Below are 23,529 nucleotides of genomic sequence, written 5' to 3'. Positions count from 1 at the left end.
GCCGAGTTGTTCACTTCGGATCATCATTTGCGTACATTTAACTTCATTCAGCAGAAGTCCCCCACTTCTATAAGTGGCTGCGATTTACCTCATTCATTGGGAGTGCAAACTCCGGCTGAATGAAGTTAAAACCTCCAGCGGATGTCACAGATTTTTAGAGGAAGTTTATTGAGCGAGCTCGATAAAATCTGGACGCAATTCCGCCGAGGCATAATTGATTTTTATATAAAGAAAGATATTTTATGTTTTAACATTAATGTTAAAACACAAAATATGTTGCCCATCATAATATATATATAATCTTCAACGGAATTCAGTTTTTTATAATATTAATCCCGACAAAACCTATAGGCTTTATTTAATTAAAGTAAACTTAATGACCTAGGAGGAAAAAATGTGATGAACTTATTTGTAAAAACAGAACATCAAAGATTATGGTTACAAAGATTGCATGAGAAAAGAACGAAGTTTAATGATCAATCAACTCAAATTGATGAACTAGCAATGTTTCCAAAAGAAAGTATTCAAGATTTAGTTGATATGGGATATTCAAGTATTACCCTTCCAAAATCTTACGGCGGAGAAGGTATATCCATCTATGGTATGGTCCTCCTTCAAGAAACGCTGGCTAGTTTTGATGCTACTACAGCACTTTCTATTGGTTGGAATCTTGGGGTTATTGGAGATATTTTTGAAAAAAAGCTTTGGGATGATGAAAAACTAACTTTTTTTGCTGAAGAAATTCTTAATGGCGCATTAGTGAATCGATCTGTTAGTGAAGCACAAACAGGAAGCCCGAGTAGGGGTGGCCGCCCGGGAACAAATGCAGTCAAAAAAGGCGATTCTTGGATTATATCGGGGCGTAAAAACTTTACAACTGCATCTCCTGCATTAACTTATTTTCTTACATCTGCATGGATCGAAGAGAAACAGAAAGTTGGTTTTTTCCTTCTACATAAAGATTTAGAGGGACTAACAATTGATGAAACGTGGGACGTCATTTCTATGAGAGGATCAGGTAGCCATGATCTCGTACTCCAAAATGTAAAGGTCGATGATTCGAAACTTGTTGAACTTCCTGACACACCTGGCGGACAATTAAGTGGCTGGAATCTTCACATTCCTGCTTGTTATCTAGGTATCGCCCAGTCTGCACGCGACTATGCAATACATTTTGCCAACCATCATTCACCAAATAGTCTTAACGGACCAATTAGCCAATTACCTAATGTCCAACAGCATCTAGGTGAAATGGATTTAGAGTTAATAAAAGCAAGACATCTAATTTATAGCGTTGCAGCAGCCTATGATGATGAATCGCGAAGTAACTATCTCACCAATGAACTAGGTGTCGTTAAACATACAGTTACAAATGCAGCAATATCAATTATCGATAAAGCAATGAGGATTGTAGGAGCAAAAAGTCTACAACGTAGCAATCCTTTACAACGGTATTATCGTGATGTAAGGGCTGGTTTGCATAATCCACCCATGGATGATATGACGATTAAAAATTTAGCATTATCAGCAATAAAACAAGAAAAAGCAATAGATGATAATTAAAGAATCGATATGTTGATAGCGACTATAAAAATATGGAGGGATATAAAGTGAAATATTTGAGAAATTGGATTGGAATTACAGTGCTAGTATTGATTTTTACTACAGGTTGCTCTAAGGGGACAGAAGATGCAAATACGAATAAAGCAAGTACTGATGATGTAAGAAAAATTAAAATTGCCTATGCACTAACTGGTGTACCTATTACCTACCAAGATGAAAAAGGAAATGCTACAGGCTATGATGTTGAAATAATGAAACTGGTAGATGAACGTCTTCCCGACTATGAATTTGAATTTATACCTACAACAGATGATGATTTATTAATTGGTGTCGAAACTGGTAAATATAATGTAGGTGTAAAAAATACCTTTTACACAGAAGCAAGAGCAAAAAAATATGTTTATCCTGAAGAAAACCTAGGTGCAAGTAGTTCAGGGTTAATAATGAGAACAGAGGATAAAGATCTTGTTCAAGATTTATCCGATATTGCTGAACTAAAGAAAAAATTGATCCCAATCGCCCCTCAAGATGCACAATATAGTTTAGTTCTGGCTTATAACGAAAAAAATCCGGACAATCAGATTACTGTTGAAAACTCTGAAACTTTTACTGTTTCCGACTGGCCGATTTGGATTTCAGAAGGAAGATATGATGCCATGCTTACTATTAAAACTTCATTCAATAAGACGGTAGTAGCTAAAGACGGAGCTTATCACCATTTAAAAGATGACCTAACATACAATGGCTTTACGGCAACAAAGACATATCCTCTATTTAATAAAAAGGAGCAAGAACTCGCTGATGCCTATGATGTTGTAATGAAAGAATTGAAAAAGGAAAAAATACCAAATGATTTACTAGTTGAATTTCTGGATGAAGATACATTTAAACTCCTTGAAGAAAGTAATTAATGTAACTTGAGTTCTGCAAATAGAAGAATCCTCTTGCTAAGCATAAGGGGATTCAAAAAACACAAAAATTCTATGCATTGCCTAACTTTACAAATATCGTAATGGTCTAAAATAGGCTCTCCGAATTTCGAGGCGTAAATCTGCTGAATTTCCAAAAACCTACTGGGAATTAAGCTTTATTGAATATTTGGTATTCGTTTTCAAATTTTTTCAAAAAGAGACATGCCAAAGAAGCATCATATATTTATTTTTTAAAAAGGTTGTTTTTGCAAACATTGTTGCTTTACCAAGGTAGTGCGTGGTTGATTTATAGAGTATTTATCTCATTCCATACAGAATGGGTAATTCTACTAATAAAGAGTGAACTATTCCCCTATTAAAAGTAGGGGGAGACATGAAAAAGTGGCACAAGAAAGTCTTGTACCATCCGGCTTGGTGAATGCCGAAAGTCTATATAAAAGCAAGGAGGTGCTAACATGCATGCATTTGATTTTACAGTTATTTTTCGATATTATCCCGAGATTCTTCCTTATTTAGCAATCACATTCTTAATCGTTATATTTTCAGTAATTTTCGGTGTCCTATTTGGTTTCTTGGTGGCTATGGCAAAGTTAAGTAAGAATAAAATATGGAGAGTAATGGGTAATGGATATACAAATGTATTAAGATGTACCCCTTCAGTAATTTTACTATTTTTAGTTTATTACGGACTGCCAGCAATATTTCAAGGATTGTTTGGTATAGATATCAATCATATATACAAAGGTATTTTTGTCATTATCACACTCGTTCTTTTGTTTTCAGCAAATATGGCGGAAGTAATGCGTTCCGCCTACGAAGCAGTAGACAAAGGTCAATATGAAGCAGGTGTAAGCATTGGTCTGAATAATGTACAGACATTTATAAGGATCTTACTACCACAGTGTTTTATTATTGCCCTTCCTAATTTAGGGAATGCAGTAATCGTTTTATTTCAAGAAGGAGCCTTGGCATTTACCATTGGTTTTATAGATATGATGGGAAAAGCCAATTTAATTGTATCTCTTAACTATGGATCGCATGCCAGAGAAATATATATTGGTCTTGCACTTATATACTGGGCGATTTCTATCATAATTGAAAAAGGAATGTCAAAATTCGAAGGAATATATAAGGAAAAAATACTTGCCAAAACCGTTTAAGTGAGGTGAAGCGTCAGTGTCTTTTAATTTTGATTTTTTTGTAGATACCTTTTTCTTAGCATTAACAGCTTTACCAACTACATTAAAAATAGCAGCTATTACTTTGCTTATATCCATACCATTGGGATTTTTGCTTGCCGTTGTAAGAATAAACAAAATTCCCTTTCTAGCAAAGCTTGGTGCAGTCTATGTTTCTTTTATAAGAGGAACACCAATTGTTATTCAAATACTAATTATTTATAGTATGGTTCCTAGCTTACTAGACGTTTTTTTAAAAAGCATGAACAGTTCCATTAATGTATTTGATATCAACCCGATACTTTATGCTTACATTGTATTTTCATTAAATACAATTGCTATTTTATCCGAGGTTTTCCGATCCGCATTATTTACAGTCAATAAAGGTCAACTTGAAGCTGCACAAGCAATAGGTTTAACAAGTTTCCAAAGTTACCGAAGAATTATTATTCCGCAGGCCTTAATTTCAGCGCTGCCTAATTTATGTACGGCAACAATGAATTTAATAAAAGCAACTTCACTGGCTTTTCTTATGACTGTAAAAGATATAACCGCTATTGCAAAAGTTGAAGCTGGCTTTGGTTACAATTATATAGAGGCATATTTAGATGTTTGGATTATCTATCTTGTAGTATGTTCCATTGTTGAAATACTTTTCAACGTATTAGAAAAAAACTTAAAGTCTTATAAAACAGCGGTTGGATAAGGTGAGGTGGTATATATGTTAACAGTAAAAAACGTACAAAAGAGTTTTGGGAAGAACAAGGTATTAAGGGGTGTTGATATTCATATCAACAAAGGGGACGTAACTGTAATCTTAGGTCCGAGTGGATCCGGTAAAACAACCCTTCTTCGCTGTTTAAACTTTTTAGAAAGACCTGATGAAGGAGAGCTCATCTTTCATGGAATAAACACGCATTTTAAGGATGCAAGCAAAAAAGACATTTTACAAGTTCGGAAAAAAACAGCATTTGTTTTTCAGAACTATAATCTTTTCAACAATAAAACGGCATTAGAGAACGTGACAGAAGGCTTAATTATTGGGCGAAAGGTTCCGAAAACTGAAGCGAATGAAATTGGAAAAAAAGCACTTGATAAAGTTGGTCTATCGGATAAATATGATTTTTATCCGTCTCAATTATCTGGGGGTCAACAGCAAAGGGTTGGTATAGCCAGAGCAATTGCGGTCAAGCCTGATGTCATTCTATTTGATGAACCTACCTCTGCACTTGATCCCGAGCTTGTCGGTGAGGTGTTGTCCGTTATGAAAACATTGGCACAAGAAGGTACAACAATGTTAATTGTGACCCATGAAATGTCTTTCGCCCAAGATGTTGCGAATAAAGTCATTTTTATGGATGACGGTATTATTGTTGAAGAAGGAACACCTCAAGAGATATTTGTAAAGCCGAAAGAAAAAAGAACACAACAGTTCTTAAGAAGAATAATAGGAGATTATGATTATACTATTTAAGTGAAATAGATTAAATACAAATATGTTGGGTGAACATGCTTGTTTGCCTGACTTTCTTTCAAATAGCCTTAAATCCCCTTTCTTATCCTTATATTAAAAACTTCGATTTAAAGGAATGCAAAAAGAAGACTAACCATCAGATTCATTTCAAATAATATCCAACCACATTTATGAAATACACAATATGAGCAATTTTACCAACTTCCGATTCAGTCAAGGCAATCACATAATCCAATTCACACCATGTTTTTGTTTTAAAGGCATTCATTTTGACATTATATCTGCTAACTGCAATAATATCTTCTTTCCTGTCTCATAAAAATAGAGCCTGCCCCTTCGTTAATACTTCATACGTTCGAGGGCAGGAACTACTATAAGGCTCAGATTTTGTAGGTTATCTCGTTGCCTTTTCTTCTCCAATTCTTCGCTCTTCTTCTTGTTTTAAATCACGAAGGAATGTGTTCCAATCTTGTTCAGACTCATCATATTTGAATCCTATTCCACCTATTACATTCTGTGCACCCGTATCGAAATACGATCTTTGTTCTGATGTACCACCACCAGGGCTATTCTGAAATAAAGAATTAACGTTTAAATCGGCAAGATAGGGACGGTAAGGATCTTCTCTCAGTGCTTTTTCAACAGCCTCATTTTCAAATAGATGATTGAACGGCGTTGTCACAGCAGAATTCCCCTTGCTTAGAATCTGTTCATCAGTGTACCAAAAATTTAGTAATTCAAAAGCGGCTTCCTTATGTTCGCTAACAGCGGTTACACCAAGTGCCCAACCACTTTGATTCGGCTGTATGCCTAGTGCCTTAGACCAAACAGGGTAAGTGGCAATATCCCAATTCATATCCTCAGGTAATGATTCTAGGAACTGATGAGGAATCATAGCCAAAGTTCTTTCTGTTTGAAAAGCCTCTATAAAAGCTATGCCCTCTGTTTTGACATCAAGTTCGATTCCAGGAATAGACTTCATTCGATCAACTAACGCTAAATAGTCTTTAACCTCCTCACGTTCCGTCCAAAGTACATTGTCTGTCTCTGGATCAACATATAGGGTATCACCTATGACCTGAGACAAAGTTTGACTCGCGTCATGTTGCATGTATATACCTTGATAGTTAATACCATCTCTTGAGAAAGTAAGGCGGGAAGCAAGATCTAGAACTTCCTCCCAGGTCATATTGTCTGATGGATAAGGTTCTCCAATTAGATCGAAAATATCTTTGTTATAATGTAGCGCATATTTCTGAGCAACAAAAGGTAAAGACCAGATCTCGCCACCTGTCCACGAAAGCCATTCCGCTAAATAATCATTATCATAACGAGTGAGATCAAAATCATAATGTTCAATAAGCTCCCTCATATCATAAGCTAATTCATATTCTTGAAGTAATTGAATCTGGGAAGGATGACTGACCATGATAATGTCAGGTTTAATTCCCGCAGCGAAGGTTTCTTCTAGCGTTTCTCTATCTCCCGCATCCCCTTCAATTCTTTTTAATGTAATGTGAGGAAACTTCTCCTCCACTGGCTTTTTGTAAAATTCCTCCCATCGATCTTCACCAATTACCCAACTCAGCATTACAGTAAGTGTGATCTCCTTCTCGCCTTCTTGGATAGTCCTTTTCGTCGTATCTTTTTCCACACCTTGAGACTGACAACCTATTAATCCAATCGCTAATAACATGACTAATAAGACAAGGAATTGACATTTAACTATCCTCATTATTTTCCCCCTAGGTATAGAAAATTCCCGGTGTTCACCGGGGTAAACAGGGTAAAGTATCTTGCCCAATCAAAACTATTTTATGCAATTAGTTAATCTCTAATTGACTTTGTACTCATTCCATTTCTAATCGTTTCCTACACTATTTTAGGGTAAACATTACAAAATCGAACAGTTTTAATGCCGAACCCGTTTAGCGATACCTCAACTTGATAACCCCCTTCGTTTGCCTTCTGTAGCAATAATCTTTCTTTATATTTGCCATCCAGTTCCACGATCTCAGCCTTCGTCACCTTCGCGTTAATTGAGAGAATCGTATGCCTTGCATCAGATCCAGAATTAAATAAACGAACGAGTAGATCTTCCCCCTCCTGTAAAATGGTTGGAATTTCAATAGAGGAGTCACTTATAGAAAGAAATGAATAATTAACTAGTCCTGGCTTGAGCATCGTATAAATCGGTAGTAAAGGTTCTGCCCACCGTACATATTCCAGCTGTACTTCCGCATTATTCCAACAATTAGCATGTGGGAGAATCGAATAATTTAATTCCTTCTGTCCGACTAGCGGACGCTTTCCCCACCAAAATCCACCTTCCCACCCCCATCCCAAAGTTAGAGCTAATGGTTCGTCTTTACTATGTGAATAGCCAGTTGTATGATCAGTGAAAAGGGCTAACCCGCAATTTTGCTGTTCATCATACACATCGACCCAGTTTAAAAGAACACTGTGCTTTATTTCGTCCCACCGTGTAAAGGACGTACTTACATGTCTACTTTCAACTACATCGAATGCTGCATTTTTATACAGTTTGCGATTTTCAAGAGATACTGGAAATAAAGCCTTTAATTTATATTTATCGTTATGATGGGATTTTCTCCGCTCTGTTCTTCTATTTTCCGGTTCGATATCCCATGGGTCACCTATCCAAGTTTCATCCTTATAATGGAACCGGACATGAAAGTCAATTCTTTTCTCTCCTTTTGTGACAGTTATCTCAGTTGTAAAATCCGTATCATCCATCTTTCCCTTTAATTGAACATGTGCACGTAATGGACCATTTTCCTTGATATCAACGGATACCACTGAGTCAGTACTACTGATCCAACGTTGTTGCTGGATAAAATACCCCGTATATTCATTAATTGATGCATCTAACCCTCTAACAAAGTCCTTATTCATCGTTTTTTCAAAGAGTCTTGTTATCACACCGCCACGAGATGTATCTAAAGTGATCTCATAGATATCTGTTATCATTCGCAAAGTATTTTCTTCCATCTGTATTATTGGGGACGAAGTAACTTCCTGCTTTTTGTGTATTGGCTGAACAGAATACGTACTATAACTGAATGAAGGTATATTCGCTTTAAATAGTAATTTACACGCGTTAACACTTTTACCATTGTCATATGTTCTCGTCGGAATAATCTGACTTTTTACTTCATGCCCATACAAATCTGTGACACGTATAGCAGTTGTTCCTTCCGGAGTAGGGAGTTCAATCTCTACAATATCTATTCTGTTTGAAGCTAAAGTATTAAAAACAAGAATACCTTTTTCCGTTGTTTCGTCATCCGAAACACTCCGGAAACTATCTGTCGCTTGATCAAGTATTTCATTACATATGGCTTCTGCATTCCATGATTGCGTCCCCGCTTGCCATGCCCATTTATCCCTCCCCTCCCCGGTGGTCGCGCAAATCCATGCATCATGATGTTGAGATAATAATAGTTGATCCCAGGCCTTTCTAAATTGTTCACGTGGATAAGCAAACCCACGCGACGCACTAGCTAACGCCGCTATCTTTTCAGTGATCAATATTTTATTTTCCGCTGATCGTACTTGTCTTGCCATTTGTTGCAATGTTCCTTCTCCCCATGGAAGTGTACAGCGTATATCTTCTTGAGTAAAATACCATTCATAGGTGGTTTTTTCGGCGATACTTTCAAAATATTCCCGCCACGTCACATACTGAATATCCATATTGCCAAGCTTTGGGTGCGCAGGCCAACCTAAGTCTTGCAAAAAGCTTCCAACTGGATGAGTAATACTATTGATTACACATTTCTCGACGAATTCCTTATCCATATAGCCAGCCTCTGTTTCCCAACAATTGAGAAGCTCTTCGCAATCATATCGGGGGACACAGGGAATAGAAGACCCATCGGGACCTACCCACATTACAGTTTCGTGTTCAATTCCCGAAGCATATCCTGCCCAGCCAGTCCCGGGGTTCTTTAGTACTGCACGTGTATACCCTAACGAATGAAGAATTTGTGGAAAACAGCTGCTCCAGCACGGTTCTTGAGTAGCATACGTATCCACAACTACTTCCGGAAAATGGTCTTGAATTACTTCTCTTCCCATCAGTAAATGCCGAATATTACTTTCTCCTCCGATGACCCATCCGAAGGGTTGGGCATAACTGCCTGCAAGCATTTCTACTCTTGAATGGATACCATTATCTTTTAAATGATTTTTCATAATCAGATAAGAGTCAGGATCTGTTTTTCTCAGTTCATCCCAGGATATAGGTTCTATGTCTAGACTAATTTTCCATTTCGGGTAATTCTTCATAGTTTTAATAACATCTGTCCAAGATCCAAGTGGCATATGACCTTTTATTCCACCATGGTAGCCATCAACAAAATAAGCCTTCTTCAGTTCTGTCACTTTCAACCCCCCTTTAATATTCTTGTTTTTCGTTAGCGCTTACATTTAAAAAAAGATTATTAACATCAACATAGAAAGTTTCTAATATATCTGGTATACTATGTTCGTACACAAAGTATACGTACACCTTATTATGAAAAAATAAAGAAGTCAAGTGCTTTTTTACTTTTCAACATTAATATTATTCACCCTATGTGTTATATAAAGTGCTTACTAATAGCCCAGTAGTTAAAATATCTTCTTTAAAAGGCTACTGCATAATTAAAGATATACCAATTATGAAAGGAAGTTATAATATGAGAGAGTCAAATCCCTCCGTTCCAAAGTATCAAATAGCAAGAGATTATATACTCAATTTTATTCAAAATAAAGATATACCCGCCCATGATCGTATACCAAGTGAGAGCGAGTTTATTGATAAACTCGGAGTCAGCTCAATTACAGTTAGAAGAGCCTTAGCCGAGTTAGTAGACGAAGGAGTGATCTATCGAATCAAAGGGAAAGGTAGCTTTATTTCCGATCAAAAGCCAACAAATCAAACAAGATCAAAACTAATCACTTTCGTATTATCAGGAAATGAAATGTATGACAATTCTTATATCCAAATTATTAAAGGAGTTCAGTCATATCTTTCAGAGCATGATTATAAGTTAATCATTGAGTTTATTGAAAACAATATCGACCAGGAAATAGAGTTGGTAAAAAAATTAATTCAAACAGATTGTGGCGGACTATTAATATATTCCTCAGATCCGGAAGCAGCTAAAGAATATCTAAAAGATATTCAGTTAAAAAGACTTCCTGTTGTGTTATTGGATAGGTTTCCAATGGGTATTCCCTTACCATGTATCACTTGTAATAATCATGATGGAGCTTATGAGGCAGTGAAATATCTAATTGATTTAGGTCACACAAAAATTGGATTTAGCGCTTATGACTTTTTTTTAAATTCAGAAAAGGAGCGGTATCTTGGGTACCAGCATGCAATGATGAATGCCAACCTGTCGACTGACTCCACTATCTTCTTTGAGGAGCGGAATCTAAATTACAAAGAACTCGTGACAGAGATTAAAAAAGGTTGCCTAACAGCATTATTCTGCGTAAATGATCGTAGAGCCCTTGAAGTCATCGACCAACTGACCAAAATGGGTATAAGTATCCCACAAGATATTTCAATTATCGGTTTTGACGACCTGGAAAGCTCCAAATATGCTAAGATATCCCTAAGTACAGTCAAACAGCACTTTGATATACTTGGCTATGAAGCAGCTAAATTATTGCTAGATATCCACAAAAATACTCAGATCGAACCTAAAAAAGTTTTATTGCCTACAAGCCTCATTATTCGAGAATCAACGGCTTCCCCAAGTAAAATAGAATGATTCTATATATTTTCATGTATCCTCTTGCTTGGCATGTCTCTTTTCCACAAAAGCAAGCAAATACGTAAGTTGTCTTAAGACAAGTAGGGGGCATGCCATTCTTTATGTTCACTATAATTCGCAATGATCATCGACCATAACCCATGATATGGCCCTTGATCTTGGTTACCTTTCCATATAGGAACTGGAACCATATCAATAGATTCAAGACTACTGCTGTCTTCAATACCATCCAGATAAGCCCCCTGCAGCAAGAAACATCGCAGCTTTTCCTTCACCAAACCAATCGCCTTCCCGATCTGGGTCGTGGATCCCTGGAATGCTATCAGGTCGAAGTATTTCCTAAGTAAAGGATTTTCTTGAATTATCACTTCTCCTGTTTCCGGATCCGTCATGTTCGCAACATTTTCACTTAACGGACATTCATCTGGGACAAAGCCGGCAAAGGGACCGTGAGTCAATCCAACATACTGTACACCATTTCTTTCTTTTGTCATCTTTGCTGCTAGATCAATCACCTGTTGCCATTTCATCGGTGTAGTCGAGTCTGGATAAGGGACTCCAAATAAGTCAAATACATTTTTATTATAAAATAGTATAGTGCGAAAAAAGGCCTATCATCAGGAAAAGCATTAATCTTGCCTTCGTTGGCTTCAACACAAAGTTAAAATAAGTTATAAATGAAAAAACGAGAGCCATAGTTATTGCCTTCACTTTGAATAATATTGCCACAGCACATGCACTTCCTGTAAGATAAATACTCTTCAATTCTGAAGTGTTTTATTAAGGAAATTAGCAAACATTTCAAAGTAGCTGATCTCTATTATTGATCAGACACTAATCAATCTGACTAAATGGATTTTATCGCCCATTTATTATGAATCTAGTCGAGTAAAGATTTACTTTAGCAAAGCTGAAGCGAATGAAGTTGGAAAAAAGGCACTTGATAAAGTTGGTCTATCGGATAAATATGATTTTTATCCGTCTCAATTATCTGGGGGTCAACAGCAAAGGGTTGGTATAGCATAGAACTAGATGACCTAATCAAAAAATGTGCAATCGCTACAACATCACCACCTGATTTATTAGAGCATATAGCCAGGGAAGCTCATCACTTATGGAGAAACTTAGAGGAAGGGATTGTATCATAATATCGCCATTAAAGTGTGAGGAATAAATGGATGACCTTTGGGGAAATTGCGTTATACGAGGTGGAAACAGCATTCCTTTCTTGATTGATCTTCTTTTATTAATGCAAAAGACATCCCTAGTATTACTAGGAATGTCTTTTTGCTCAGATCGAGGATATGAAATAACATAATCATTTATCCCGTTTCAAAGCTGTGGAAGGCGTTGTGCGTGCATTTCCTTACGCTGCTTATTTTCAAAAACATATTTAGAAAGTCCTATACCGATTTCATAAAGGATGACCAACGGAATTAACACAATTATATTTGAGATAAAATCGGGTGGTGTAATAACAGCAGAAACTATTGCCATAACAATGTAAGCATATTTTCGGATACTCGTTAATTTACTTGGCGTTACAATATCAATGGAAGTTAAAAACATTAAGACAAATGGAACTTCAAATAGAAAACCCATTGGTATCGTTGTCATTAACAAAAACGAAAAATAGCTTTGAGTCGTAATCATCATATCAAAATTCGCAGTACCAAGTAGCATTAAAAATTGGTAGGCGAAGGGAAACACAATGTAGTAGCCAAATGAAATGCCAATAATAAAGCTAATGAGCATTGCAGGAATATACCTTATTGTCTTTTTACTTTCATTCTCAGTAAGTGCAGGTCGGATAAAACGCCAAAGTAAAAAGCCAATAAAGGGAGCAGACACACCTATGCTTAGGCTGCCTGCAATTCCTGTATAAAAACGAATTACGTCTAATGGACCAAGCATTGTTAACTTTTGATCCATTGTGATAATCGGAATCATTTGCTGAATAAAGATTAAAAAAATGGCAAAGCAAATGATGAGGAATAAACATGAATAAATGATTACCACTCGTAATTCTCCCAAATGCTCTGTTAATACTTTTTCTTCATCCATAATGAACCCTCACTTTTTGATTGGATCAGATGTTGCCTGAATTGCTTCTTCTGTTTCTATCTTTACTTGTTTATTAACTTCATCAGAACTCATAATCTCATTAGCTGACTTTTTAAACTCTGATAAAGTTTTCCCAAATGCAGCACCAATTTCGGGAAGTTTTTTTGGACCAAATACGATAAGTGTTATGACTAATATAATAATTAAACCTGGAATTCCAATAGATTGAAACAACATCAACTACCTCCTTTTCTATGCTAGTTGGCCCCCATTTTTACTGTATTGCACAATCCCTTCCGCTGCTCTATATGCAAGCGCACCAAGTGTCCCTGTAGGATTATAGCCACTATTATGTGGGAATGCAGAAGCACCAACAACGAATACATTATCAGCATCCCACATTTGTGAATAGTTATTCACAGCTGATATCGCTGGATCATCTCCCATAACTACGCCACCCACATTATGGGTTGTCTGGTATGGAACAATATTATAATCTTGTAATTCGCCATAATTCATGAGTGTATCTGCGCCCATTTCTTTCATTACTTTGTCACTTTGTTTATTTAAATAATCGTTTAATTTGCGGTCTTGTTCAGTGAAATTATATGTCATTCTTAACAATGGAACACCATATGCATCTTTGAAAGTAGGATCTAAATCAAGAAAATTATCTCGATGTGGCATAGAAGCACCTTCAAACCATGCATCAATCGTTCTTGTATAATATTTAATTGATTTCGCTTTAAACTCTTTTCCCCATAATGGCGTTCCAGGTGGGACTGGATTGCTTGCAATCGGGCGAAAACCAGATTGACTAACGACGAGAGAACCTCCATGAATAAAATCGAGATCACTATGGTCAAAGTTATCCCCGTTAAAATCATCAACAACTTGACCAAGCGAACCCGCACCCATATAAGAATTAAATCTTTCTTTTTCAAAAAATCCGGTACTACCTGGATTAAGCTGATAGCAATAGTTTTTTCCGATAACGCCTGTGCCCGTTTTTGGATCGTATGGTTTTCCAAGTTTTGATACAAGCAAAAGTTTAGCGTTATTTAACACATAGCTTGTTAATACAACCACATCTGCAGGCTGAATGACTTCCTCACCTTTCATCGTATCAATATATTTTACACCTGTTGCTTTTCCGCCACTATGCAGAATTTCGATTACATTAGAATGCGTTCTCAGCTCGAAGTTCCCTGTTTTGGTTGCGGTTGGAATGACGGTAACATTAGGCGAAGACTTTGCTCCATACTCACATCCAAATCGCTCACAAAATGCACAATATTGACAAGCATATATTGTTTCTCCATCAGGATTTGTATACGTTTCAGATAAATTAGCTGAAGGCATAGAAAAAGGATGTAAATTCAGCTTTTTTGCTGTGTCTCTGAACTTATTTGTCATCACAGTATTTTTCATTGGAGGTGTGGGATAATCATTACTCCGTTTACCTCCAAGCGGATTTGTTTCACCTGAAATACCACATGTTTTTTCAAACTGGTCAAAATAGGGCTCTAGCTCGTCGTATGTAATACCCCAATCTTGAAGTAAATAACCATCTTTAATTTTTGATGCTCCGTACTTTTCAATTGTTTTTGTTTTAATTTCAAAATCATATGGAAGGAAACGGAATGTATGTCCATTCCAGTGGACCCCAGCACCACCAACCCCATTACCAAGAAGAAACGACCCCAATTGTCGCATTGGTAGGCCTCGTTGATCTCGTTTATTTCGGAAGGTAATTGTCTCTTTGGACACATCTTGCATCAAATCATAACGAATAGCATATCGCAATTCATCATGAATCATTGAAAAATCTTCCGTGTTTCGATTGCCGCCTCTTTCTAGACCAACAACTTTCAAACCTTTTTTGGCACATTCAGCTGCAATAATTCCCCCAGTCCAACCAACTCCGACAGTTACAACATTGACTTTAGGTAAGGTTTTCGCCAATTTATTCTTCCTTTCTGTCTGTATTAAAAAATATATTATTTTTTATGCGAGGACATATGAGCATTTAAACTAACAGGTTCAATTTCCAAGAAATCTTTTGCTTCAATTTTATCTAGGTAACTCATCTGATTGCCTGGGAAGCTTTTCATTTTCCATCCAGCCATATCTCGGTTTCCTCCATAAAGTGGATCAGCATATACACCTTCTAATACGGCCATACGAAATAAAGTAAAGAAATTGTTTGAGGTAATCCCCTCCATAGGGACATCACCTTTTTCAAATGCAATTAATACTTCGTCCTGTTCTTGATCACTGAGTTCGGTGAATTTCTTCTTATATTTTTCCTTACTATATGCTTGGATTTTCGCAAGCCCTTGACTGAAAATTTCATTCCTTCTTAGGTGAGACTGAAAGCCTTGTGTTTCAAGTCCAGGATAAAACGGTCCCAGCATATAATCTCGCGCATTATTTCCCCAAGCCCCAGCCAATTGATGATCAATATAATAAGGAACATCTAAATCTATTGCACCCGGTCCAAGATCGTCAGTGGGGAAAATCCTTTCAGTTGCCTGAGAAAGAACTTTAAATTCCTCAGGATTTGAAAAATACATCAATGCTTGAGTATATCTTTCATCACTAGATTTATTGGGATCAACACCAATATTTTTTGTTGGTTTTATTACTTGCTGAGTAATCAAGCCTCCTAAAACACCACCGCCAATGGCACCACCAGCTACATAGCTACCTTTCCTTAAAAACTCTCTTCGCGTCATTTCTTTCTTTTGTTTTTTCTCACTCATTACACTGCCCCTTTCACAATAAGAGTTAAAAGTTATTATTTACAGCGAAAGGAAAAAAATACACATTCTTAATGTCAATTTCCAATTAACAGTGTCATTTATAAAGTTTGATTCTTAAATGGGAGTTGTTAAGCATACAAACCTACATATAAAACGAGAATGATTGACTAAGGTTGGAGAAAAATTTCACGAATTTAAACTAAACAGTAAATTTTTTAACAAATTTTATTCAAAAAAGCGAATCGTCTCCAACCTATGAGGTGGGTAGATGATTCGCCTTTTTTTATTTATATTAGAAATTATCATTCGATATCCATGAATAAAGGGGTAAGGTTTTCATTTGACGTTGTTTTTTAGATTATCATAATTAGATCACAATCACTATAGAGATTCCCGCAAACCAAGCAAACGATCCAATTATGAAGATAATCTTTTTTGTTTGGCTACGCTCCCCTACTTGTTCTCTAGCTTTACCGGATTAACAGGCTCTTTCTCAAAATTCATATCATGTAACGATTTTGGAATGGGTGGTCAGAGACATTTGGTGTTTTCATGCGCACAGACAAGCCTTTTTACTTTTGTATGATAACTTGAATTCCAGGCCCTTTAACCTAGGTGTTTCAAGAAGCTATTTCCATGACCTTAAAATGTTTTTCTTCCTTTACCACCGTTAACGGATATCAGTCTAGATGAAAGCCTAATGCCATATACCATTAACAATATACATCTGATTTTAAATAAACCACCAGTTGTTTATGTTCTTCAGATTTTATTTAAAAACGATTCTTTTATTAAGTTACTAGCTGAGTTATAAGGGGTGGTGTTTAAAACCATTAGGCTTTATAAAGATAAAGTCCATAATCTTGCATAACAGAAGTCTGCCCCATTTGTCGCAACATAGTGGCTATATTTCCACGATGATAAGATCCGTGAGTAACAATATGTAATATCGATTCAGAAAAAGAAGTTTCAAGCAGTCCAGCGTATGGATTATTCACTATAATCATCTTTTCCGTATCCATCCCCGAAGTAAGTAACTCTTTGTATCTACCGGATAATTCAGAAAATGAAACCTCCATTTCTTTAACACTTTTTGCTTCCATCTCTTCTCTTTTTTGTTCTGCAGATTCAAATGCTTTATTCATGCTTTTTCCTACAACAATATCAAACCACCCGGAATCTACTAGATAAATATGGGATAAGACCTTTGATACCGAAGAAAAGCCACTTTGAATATCTCTATGATAAATGTCTTCTGGCAGCTCTTTTAAACGATCAATAATAACCCCATTTGCCCATACGTGATAGTCGTACATTTTAATTGTAGGATGTATCATTCTACCTTCACTCCCTTTATTTATTACTGATTAATTAAACCTAAATGATAAGTTTCTTACATTAACTATATTTATTTTGTTTAATCAGTAAAAATTCATTAGATACCATTTTGTTTTTATCCCATCGCTCTTGCCATCATCACTAACTTATTTATTGTTTTCCAGTTACGTAATGTCCCTAGCACCTTTAACTTCTTAAGATGTGTTGTCAGCTTGGAATTGCGAATACTTTGACGTAAAAATAGATATACTTCTGTACCTATAATTTTGCACTCTTCGGTTTCACTATTATTGATGAGTACTTGATTGATAGCTTCCCTAGAAGGAGCTTCAGATAAAAATGATATATACAAGCCTTCTCCTTCTGACAAAGTATCTGCCTGAAATGGGCAGTTCTTGATAATCTTTTCCAGTTCCATAGCAGTTCTCAAGATAACAGTCCCTGAAAAACCAAAAGTATCTTGTATCTCTTGCTCCATTCGCTTACATAATATATCTGCTTCCTCACTAGATTCAAACAAAACATTTCCACTTTGAATATATGTTTTAACATTACCAAAGCCCATTGTTTCAAATGAGTTTCTTAAATCTTTCATTTTGATCACATTGTGTCCACCTACGTTAATCCCCCGTAACAGTGCAATATAAATTGTCATGTTTTATCCTTTCTAATACATATTAGGATTATTTAAACTTAATTTGTTAATTTTTATATTTTAATCACACCCCTTATATCTATTCTCTATTAATAAACTTTAATCCTGTTTTTATCTTTTATTAACCACTACATTAGTAAAAACAGCTTCACGTATTGTTGAAAGCTAAAATAAGCGATAATGAAATAATAAACAATTATTAAGATTTTCAATTCAGTATTCTCCCTTCTATCCAACCATTACATCTTGTGGTAATAAAACATCCTCATAAAAAAAAACAGTAACACCCCTTTATATGATTAAGGAGACGCTACTGTTTTGTTATGTCTATCGATTTCAAAAAGTACAGTTTATACAAATTGCGGCTGAGATTACCCAGATATTATTTCGTTTTCTTCAAGCTTTCCGGGATTTTTGGTGCATGAATCACAGGACTTGAGGCTGTAACAAATGATGAAGCAAGAACATGTGTTACTTCTGAAACAATCTTAGCTAATCTTCTCAACGCCTTCACCTCCTTTCATTACTATCGCGTTTAACTTATGGATAAATGTGATACCTATTGGCGTAAGTAAACCAGCTTGGAGAAACGCCCCAAAAACGAATCCAGGTTGTCCAAAATATTCATAAATAACAAGAGAGAGAGCAAGCCATATAATAGCGGCACGTTTCTTTTTCCGCTCCCATAATAGTGAATGCTTCATTTGATGTTTTTCATAATATGGAGCATATCGAAGGACAAGTACGATACTAATAACAATATAGCTGTAAACCATAGAAGGAGAAGCTGGTAGCCAAGCACAAGCAACTATTACTATTAAGCTTGTAATCGAGCAAGCTAAGGAATGGTCTAAGTGAGCACCACCAGATAACATTCGTAGAATCATGAAAGACAAGCCTACTTGCAAGGTGATTAGAAATATACCTAACAGCCATCCTGTAACGATTAATAGTATGATGGTAGATACTAAATTGAATAAGATAGTAAAACCGAAAACTAGCACATCGTGTGGTGCTGTTTCCTCTGGGTTCATTTTTTTGATTTGATTAGCAAGAGTGATCGCCCATTTTTCAAACATAGCGCCACTTCCTTTATTTTATAGGCGTGCGAATCGTTAAGTGTACTGGTTGCCACTCTGATTGAATGACCGCTCCTAGCTGTTTGAATTGTACAAGCGCATCAAACAGCTGTAAATTTGTGTGAGTCTGTTCCTTGATGTAAAGAGAGCAAGAAATTGTATAGGATATACCTTCATTGTTCATTGCTTCTATATGAAAGTAAATAGTTTTATCCACGGTTACAGATGATTCGTAAAGCATATAAATTAAGTCATCGATAATAATGCTTAGACAACGTATTTGCTGGAGTGCAGTAGGTGCATCGTATTCAATTTGTTTAGATACTTGAATTGAAATACCGAATAAACTAGCAAGTTTTCTTTTATTAATCAGGAAAGCATAGAGTAACTCGTCTATTGAGGGTGTAAGATCGGCCTGTACATTTATTTGTGCCGGGCCTTCGTCTAATTGATTCGCTTTAATATATTCTTTAATAAGTTGTGGTGCTTGACGTTCCGCAAGCTTTACAATAACTTGAAAATGCGTGCTTTCATCCTTCTTCAGTTTTTCCATAAGTAACGATGCTTGTTGATCTTGGTCGAGAAAAAACTTTCTTGCCTCAACGATTCGTTTCCTTTGAAACTGCGTATGTAATATTAAATAAAATGATAAGATAATAAAACTGAATACCATGATAGAAAGTATGAGCATATTTTTAGAGGTTGAATCTACTACCACCATCGAAAATATGATTAACCAAGAAAAGATAAAGGTTAAGAAAGAGATCAGGATGATGATTGTCTGATATTTCTTATTAACAGATGGGGCAATAATATAATGACGTAACTCATCCAATTGATATTTTGAATAATAGATAGCTAAGCTAATTGTAAAAATAAAGGTAAATCCAACTATTTGTATCATTGTTTTTGCATTAAATGTAAAAAATAGTTGGAAATGTTCAAATTCAAATAATCGCGCAATAATTTCAAGGAGAAGCATTTGTATAAATATATAAAAACCATATCCCATACTAGTGATGACCAAAGCTTCAAGTTTTTTCGCCCGAAATAACCACTTAATTAGCAGCAGTAAAGTGACCATTTGAAAAGCTATAATAACTAATATGTGAAGTGATGTCATGTGTAGCACATAGGAAAACAGACCTATAATCACTGAAATAATCATAATCGATTTAAAATATCTACGAAATGGATAGCCTAATAAAACAATTGGAAAGATTAACAGGGATGTCCATTCAAATATGGACATAAAAAAGGTAATAATGCCATTCATATGCAATAACTCCTATATTATTTAGTGGTCTCTCACTTTCACGCTGGATCCTTCATTAAAGGTATCCTTAACTTTACTTGAGTGCCTTTAGGTAGATTATTCTGAATAGAAATCGTCCCATTTAACGTTTCCACAATTGCTTTACAAATAGGCAGCCCCACTCCAGTACCCTCATCTTTCGTTGTATACAGAGGAAAGAAAATCTGTTCAAGTTGTTCCACTGGAATACCTATACCATTGTCACTAATCAAGACAGATGCATATTCGTTTTCTTTTTCAATGTGAATATCAATGATACAATCATCGTTCGACGCTTCAATTGCATTATTAATTAAATTAATGAGCAATTGCTCAAACCGACCTACGTTTCCATTGATATAGGTTTCATCTGAAAAACTCGTTGAGAATTGGACATTCGCATGATTTGGTTGCATAGAAAAAATAGTAATTACTTTTTCGATGCTGTATTTCATATCAATGATAGAAAGATTATCTTGATGAAAATCGGTCGTTGATAAACTCAGAAGCTCCTTAATTAACGACTCCATTCGTAAAGCTTCCTCTTTAATAATGGATAGGTACTGACTAATATTATGATTGGATTGGACTACTTGATCTTGTTCGAGAAACTGAGCAAAACCGATTATGGATGTTAGTGGATTACGGATTTCATGGGCAAAAAAAGCAGCCATTCGCCCAATGACTTCGTCGTAGTTTTCTGGAGATTTCTGTTCGTTTGGCTTGTCTGGCAATGAATCTATGCTTTCTGTCACTCGCTTATTTAACGAGTGAATTTTCTTTTTCCGAAGTATTTTTTTGATCAATAACCAGTTCATTAATATTATTACGCTCCTATGTGATTAAATTATGTTGAATATGTGTCAATTCAATTTTAGTATAAATCCTTGAAGCAAGCTCCAATACTTTTTTCACAAGAATGTAAAGTTATCATTCTCTCATATATGTAGAGCCATCAAAAAAATCATAGTATTCACAGATAATCCGTATTTCAAGCCTAATATGGCGAAATTCTGTATATATTCAAAATTATACTATAAAGAAAGGTTAAATTGATTAGTTTGTCGAAAAATAATTAATAAAAATAGGTAATATATGCCGTAATAACTGTGCGATCAGTTACAAACAAAGGTTTACCTTATTTAAATAAATACTCTATAAACAAACAACCTTCAAATTCGCTAATAATAGCGCTAACATCTACGTTAAGCGTGTTATGAGTCTTGTCTACTTTTGCTTAACTTTCACTCAAATTTTAATATAAAGGACCAAGACAAGTCTATTTTGCCTTGGCCTTTACTTGATAGATTTACTTGTTTTCAGATTCACCTTTTCCTGCACCGTCAACTAATTGCTCAAAAGACTTAACTTTGCCATGTGGGTTTTGCGATTGTTTCCGTTCTTTCCATTGTCGCTCTTTCTGGCGTTTAGATTGAGTCATTCGATAAGCCCCCCTTTTTAAAGTTAATCCATAATAGATTAACCTTAGAGATAATTTTCATGCTAATAATCTTTCTTGGAATTTCATCTCTTTTTTTCCACATAAATCACATTCTAAATAATCTAATTATTTTTGATATACGAAAATTCACCTAGAAAAGTAAAAATCATATTTTCCTTTTCCCAGTTCTTATTTTGGATTAACTTGGCTCGATACTTCAGAGGGAACCACCATCCATACTGTTCTTTTTCACTACTTTAAATAAAAACTTGTAGATTAATATGTATAGATGTCATTTTTTGTTTCCCGGGAAATATTACCTAGCTTTTTATAAATGAAAGAGTCCTTCTTATAATAGAAAGACTCTTTGATCATTACTTAAATATTTTCAACTATACAATCATCAGGGTTTTGCTTCTCACTAAATCTATATGGATTTAGTGAGAGCCTGTCATCTCCCATGATTCAATAGAAGTCATATCGAGAAAGGCTGTGTTTAAGTTAAAAATATCCACTTATAAGTAATTATTTATTACTTACTTTCTATCTTTTAGATCCTTATACATGTTTGTAAAGCAAGATTGCAGTTCAAATGCCCTCTATTCATTTATATCCCATTGTGGATTCCAGACAACTTCCCACAAATGGCCGTCTGGATCTTGGAAGTAACCAGAATATCCACCCCAAAAAGTATCATGAGGTGGAACAGTTATAAGAGCACCAGCTATCCTTGCTTGTCCCATTACATTGTCAACTTCTTCTTTACTTCCTACATTGTGACCAATAGTAAATTCAGTAGGACTTGATACAGTTTGACTGATCTTTGCATCATGTGCAATATCCTTGCGATTCCATATGGCGAGTTTCAAGCCTCCCTGTAAGTCAAAGAAAGCAACGGCACCATGCTCAAACTCTTGGCCCACTATGCCCTGAGTCGGTAGTCCAAGTCCATCGCGATAAAATAGCATCGATTTTTCTAAATCATCTACACCTAATGTAATCACTGTAATTCGTGGTTTCATCATAAAATAATGCTCCTTTATAAAATATTTTTAATGAAACGAAACCCTTATACCAATGGAAAAAAGAAAGTGGAATAGTAGAACCATCATATATGATTGATGAAATTAATCACAATTTAAACGAAATAGCAATTAATTTCATATTGTAATGTAAGTGCTTAAAACAATGTTCAAAAAACATTTGACAACTTTGTGAACAAGATGAATAATAAGTACAAAGGGGGGCGGGAAATGGTAGCTAATTTGAAAATACTTAATGCGGCGAAGTTTGTTGGTTTCACAATACTTACTATCGGAATTATCATTTTCTTATACGGCTTTTTTCTAAGCGATTACAGTGCAGTAACAGGCATTGGTATTGGTACAGTTATGGGGGCTATTTTTATCTTTCTAATGGGTGTATTTTTCGTGGCTACAGAAGAGATGCAGAATAAAACAGCTAAAGAATAAAGGTCCGGTCCAATGAAACTTATATCAATGTGAGTTTTACTAAACAATAGACATGAGGATATAAATGTCGATGTTAACATCATATGAAAAGAAAGCAATCAATTTTACTAGAACATTGCTTAATGAATCAACTACCTGTTCATCCGCAATATATATATGAAAGGAGCGCCATTTTAGACGCTCCTCGTGATTCATTTATGCTACATATCCCAAATCATAATGAGTAATGTACCAAAGATAGTAACTAAAGCTATAGCAAATGCGTAATAGATATTTATATATATTGATTTTTTATCTCCAGTTTCACCAGCGTGCATAAATACAACGAGCTGCACTGCTGCTTGCACAAATGCTGTAACTAAAAGAATGGTCATACCTACTGCAAATGACATGTCAAAGAAATAAACAGTAAGAGCAATTGCAGTAAGTATCAGCGAAAATAAAAAACCCATTACTTGCTTGCGCGGGAATAATTCGCTCAT

At 35.5% G+C, this 23,529-nt stretch carries 23 protein-coding genes and 1 pseudogene; 8 read left to right on the top strand and 16 right to left on the bottom strand.

All coding sequences use genetic code 11. The features are described 5' to 3' along the window. The first annotated feature begins 396 nt into the window (after window positions 1-396). From MHB53_RS21540 to MHB53_RS21520, 5 genes are all read left to right on the top strand, one after another. Window positions 397-1,563 (top strand): acyl-CoA dehydrogenase family protein, encoded by a 1,167-nt coding sequence (locus MHB53_RS21540; protein WP_445661467.1) that lies wholly within the window; start codon window positions 397-399, stop codon window positions 1,561-1,563. 47 nt (window positions 1,564-1,610) lie between these two features. Further along, the gene (locus MHB53_RS21535) at window positions 1,611-2,474 is read left to right on the top strand and encodes a transporter substrate-binding domain-containing protein (RefSeq protein ID WP_340922271.1); all 864 of its coding nucleotides are present in this window, start codon (window positions 1,611-1,613) and stop codon (window positions 2,472-2,474) included. A gap of 476 nt (window positions 2,475-2,950) precedes the next feature. Then, a complete protein-coding gene (locus MHB53_RS21530; protein ID WP_340922269.1) occupies window positions 2,951-3,655 on the top strand; it encodes an amino acid ABC transporter permease in 705 nt (234 codons plus the stop codon). Window positions 3,656-3,671: 16 nt separating this feature from the next. Beyond that, on the top strand, window positions 3,672-4,379 hold the full coding sequence (locus tag MHB53_RS21525; protein ID WP_340922267.1) for an amino acid ABC transporter permease: 708 nt from the start codon (window positions 3,672-3,674) through the stop codon (window positions 4,377-4,379). Between the two features lie 15 nt (window positions 4,380-4,394). After that, window positions 4,395-5,147 (top strand): amino acid ABC transporter ATP-binding protein, encoded by a 753-nt coding sequence (locus tag MHB53_RS21520; RefSeq protein WP_340922265.1) that lies wholly within the window; start codon window positions 4,395-4,397, stop codon window positions 5,145-5,147. A gap of 394 nt (window positions 5,148-5,541) precedes the next feature. On the opposite strand, the gene MHB53_RS21515 is transcribed toward MHB53_RS21520, so the two are convergent. Both MHB53_RS21515 and MHB53_RS21510 read right to left on the bottom strand, forming a co-directional pair. Then, window positions 5,542-6,882, bottom strand: a complete 1,341-nt coding sequence (locus MHB53_RS21515; protein ID WP_340922263.1) for an ABC transporter substrate-binding protein — start codon at window positions 6,880-6,882, stop codon at window positions 5,542-5,544. Window positions 6,883-7,019: 137 nt separating this feature from the next. Further along, window positions 7,020-9,554, bottom strand: coding sequence for a glycoside hydrolase family 38 C-terminal domain-containing protein (locus MHB53_RS21510; protein WP_340922261.1), 2,535 nt, complete (start codon window positions 9,552-9,554; stop codon window positions 7,020-7,022). A 296-nt stretch (window positions 9,555-9,850) separates the two neighbouring features. On the opposite strand from MHB53_RS21510, the gene MHB53_RS21505 reads away from it, so the two are divergent. Further along, a complete protein-coding gene (locus MHB53_RS21505; protein ID WP_340922260.1) occupies window positions 9,851-10,936 on the top strand; it encodes a GntR family transcriptional regulator in 1,086 nt (361 codons plus the stop codon). 74 nt (window positions 10,937-11,010) lie between these two features. On the opposite strand, the gene MHB53_RS21500 is transcribed toward MHB53_RS21505, so the two are convergent. Beyond that, window positions 11,011-11,469, bottom strand: a complete 459-nt coding sequence (locus tag MHB53_RS21500) for a hypothetical protein (protein WP_340922258.1) — start codon at window positions 11,467-11,469, stop codon at window positions 11,011-11,013. Between the two features lie 409 nt (window positions 11,470-11,878). Here MHB53_RS21500 and MHB53_RS21495 point away from each other — a divergent pair. After that, window positions 11,879-11,962 (top strand): annotated as a pseudogene (locus MHB53_RS21495) (amino acid ABC transporter ATP-binding protein); the annotation flags it as partial. 309 nt (window positions 11,963-12,271) lie between these two features. Here the strand turns inward: MHB53_RS21495 and tatC are convergent. From tatC to MHB53_RS21435, 12 genes are all read right to left on the bottom strand, one after another. Then, entirely contained in the window at window positions 12,272-13,003 is a 732-nt protein-coding gene (gene tatC / locus MHB53_RS21490; protein WP_340922256.1) for a twin-arginine translocase subunit TatC, read from the bottom strand. Window positions 13,004-13,012: 9 nt separating this feature from the next. After that, on the bottom strand, window positions 13,013-13,240 hold the full coding sequence (gene tatA / locus MHB53_RS21485; protein ID WP_340922254.1) for a twin-arginine translocase TatA/TatE family subunit: 228 nt from the start codon (window positions 13,238-13,240) through the stop codon (window positions 13,013-13,015). A 15-nt stretch (window positions 13,241-13,255) separates the two neighbouring features. Further along, window positions 13,256-14,968 carry a GMC family oxidoreductase gene (locus MHB53_RS21480; RefSeq protein ID WP_340922252.1) on the bottom strand — a complete coding sequence of 571 codons (1,713 nt, stop codon included), beginning with the start codon at window positions 14,966-14,968 and terminating at the stop codon, window positions 13,256-13,258. Window positions 14,969-15,003: 35 nt separating this feature from the next. After that, a complete protein-coding gene (locus MHB53_RS21475) occupies window positions 15,004-15,768 on the bottom strand; it encodes a gluconate 2-dehydrogenase subunit 3 family protein (protein ID WP_340922250.1) in 765 nt (254 codons plus the stop codon). 833 nt (window positions 15,769-16,601) lie between these two features. Continuing rightward, entirely contained in the window at window positions 16,602-17,105 is a 504-nt protein-coding gene (locus MHB53_RS21470; RefSeq protein ID WP_340922248.1) for a DinB family protein, read from the bottom strand. A gap of 116 nt (window positions 17,106-17,221) precedes the next feature. Then, window positions 17,222-17,761 carry a DUF1697 domain-containing protein gene (locus tag MHB53_RS21465; protein ID WP_340922246.1) on the bottom strand — a complete coding sequence of 180 codons (540 nt, stop codon included), beginning with the start codon at window positions 17,759-17,761 and terminating at the stop codon, window positions 17,222-17,224. A gap of 382 nt (window positions 17,762-18,143) precedes the next feature. Then, a complete protein-coding gene (locus tag MHB53_RS21460; protein WP_340922243.1) occupies window positions 18,144-18,275 on the bottom strand; it encodes an AgrD family cyclic lactone autoinducer peptide in 132 nt (43 codons plus the stop codon). Then, window positions 18,250-18,840, bottom strand: coding sequence for an accessory gene regulator ArgB-like protein (locus MHB53_RS21455; RefSeq protein WP_340922241.1), 591 nt, complete (start codon window positions 18,838-18,840; stop codon window positions 18,250-18,252). The genes MHB53_RS21460 and MHB53_RS21455 overlap by 26 nt, the downstream gene beginning before the upstream one ends. Window positions 18,841-18,853: 13 nt before the next feature. Next, the gene (locus MHB53_RS21450; RefSeq protein WP_340922239.1) at window positions 18,854-20,116 is read right to left on the bottom strand and encodes a hypothetical protein; all 1,263 of its coding nucleotides are present in this window, start codon (window positions 20,114-20,116) and stop codon (window positions 18,854-18,856) included. Window positions 20,117-20,154: 38 nt separating this feature from the next. Continuing rightward, window positions 20,155-20,952, bottom strand: coding sequence for a sensor histidine kinase (locus MHB53_RS21445; protein ID WP_340922238.1), 798 nt, complete (start codon window positions 20,950-20,952; stop codon window positions 20,155-20,157). Window positions 20,953-21,443: 491 nt separating this feature from the next. Further along, window positions 21,444-21,575: a DUF6254 family protein gene (locus MHB53_RS21440; RefSeq protein WP_340922236.1), complete on the bottom strand. Its 132-nt coding sequence runs from the start codon at window positions 21,573-21,575 to the stop codon at window positions 21,444-21,446. A 599-nt stretch (window positions 21,576-22,174) separates the two neighbouring features. Continuing rightward, on the bottom strand, window positions 22,175-22,597 hold the full coding sequence (locus MHB53_RS21435; RefSeq protein WP_340924907.1) for a VOC family protein: 423 nt from the start codon (window positions 22,595-22,597) through the stop codon (window positions 22,175-22,177). A 231-nt stretch (window positions 22,598-22,828) separates the two neighbouring features. On the opposite strand from MHB53_RS21435, the gene MHB53_RS21430 reads away from it, so the two are divergent. Continuing rightward, complete coding sequence (locus MHB53_RS21430) at window positions 22,829-23,047, top strand: hypothetical protein (protein WP_340922233.1); 219 nt, start codon at window positions 22,829-22,831, stop codon at window positions 23,045-23,047. A 200-nt stretch (window positions 23,048-23,247) separates the two neighbouring features. On the opposite strand, the gene qoxD is transcribed toward MHB53_RS21430, so the two are convergent. Then, window positions 23,248-23,529 (bottom strand): cytochrome aa3 quinol oxidase subunit IV, encoded by a 282-nt coding sequence (gene qoxD, locus MHB53_RS21425; protein ID WP_340922230.1) that lies wholly within the window; start codon window positions 23,527-23,529, stop codon window positions 23,248-23,250.

Origin of the sequence: Bacillus sp. FSL K6-3431 (genome assembly GCF_038002605.1) — a bacterium.
In the GTDB taxonomy this organism is placed as follows: Bacteria; Bacillota; Bacilli; order Bacillales; family Bacillaceae_C; genus Lederbergia.
Note: the sequence above shows the minus strand (reverse complement) of the source record. Positions and strands in the feature narration are given on the sequence as shown.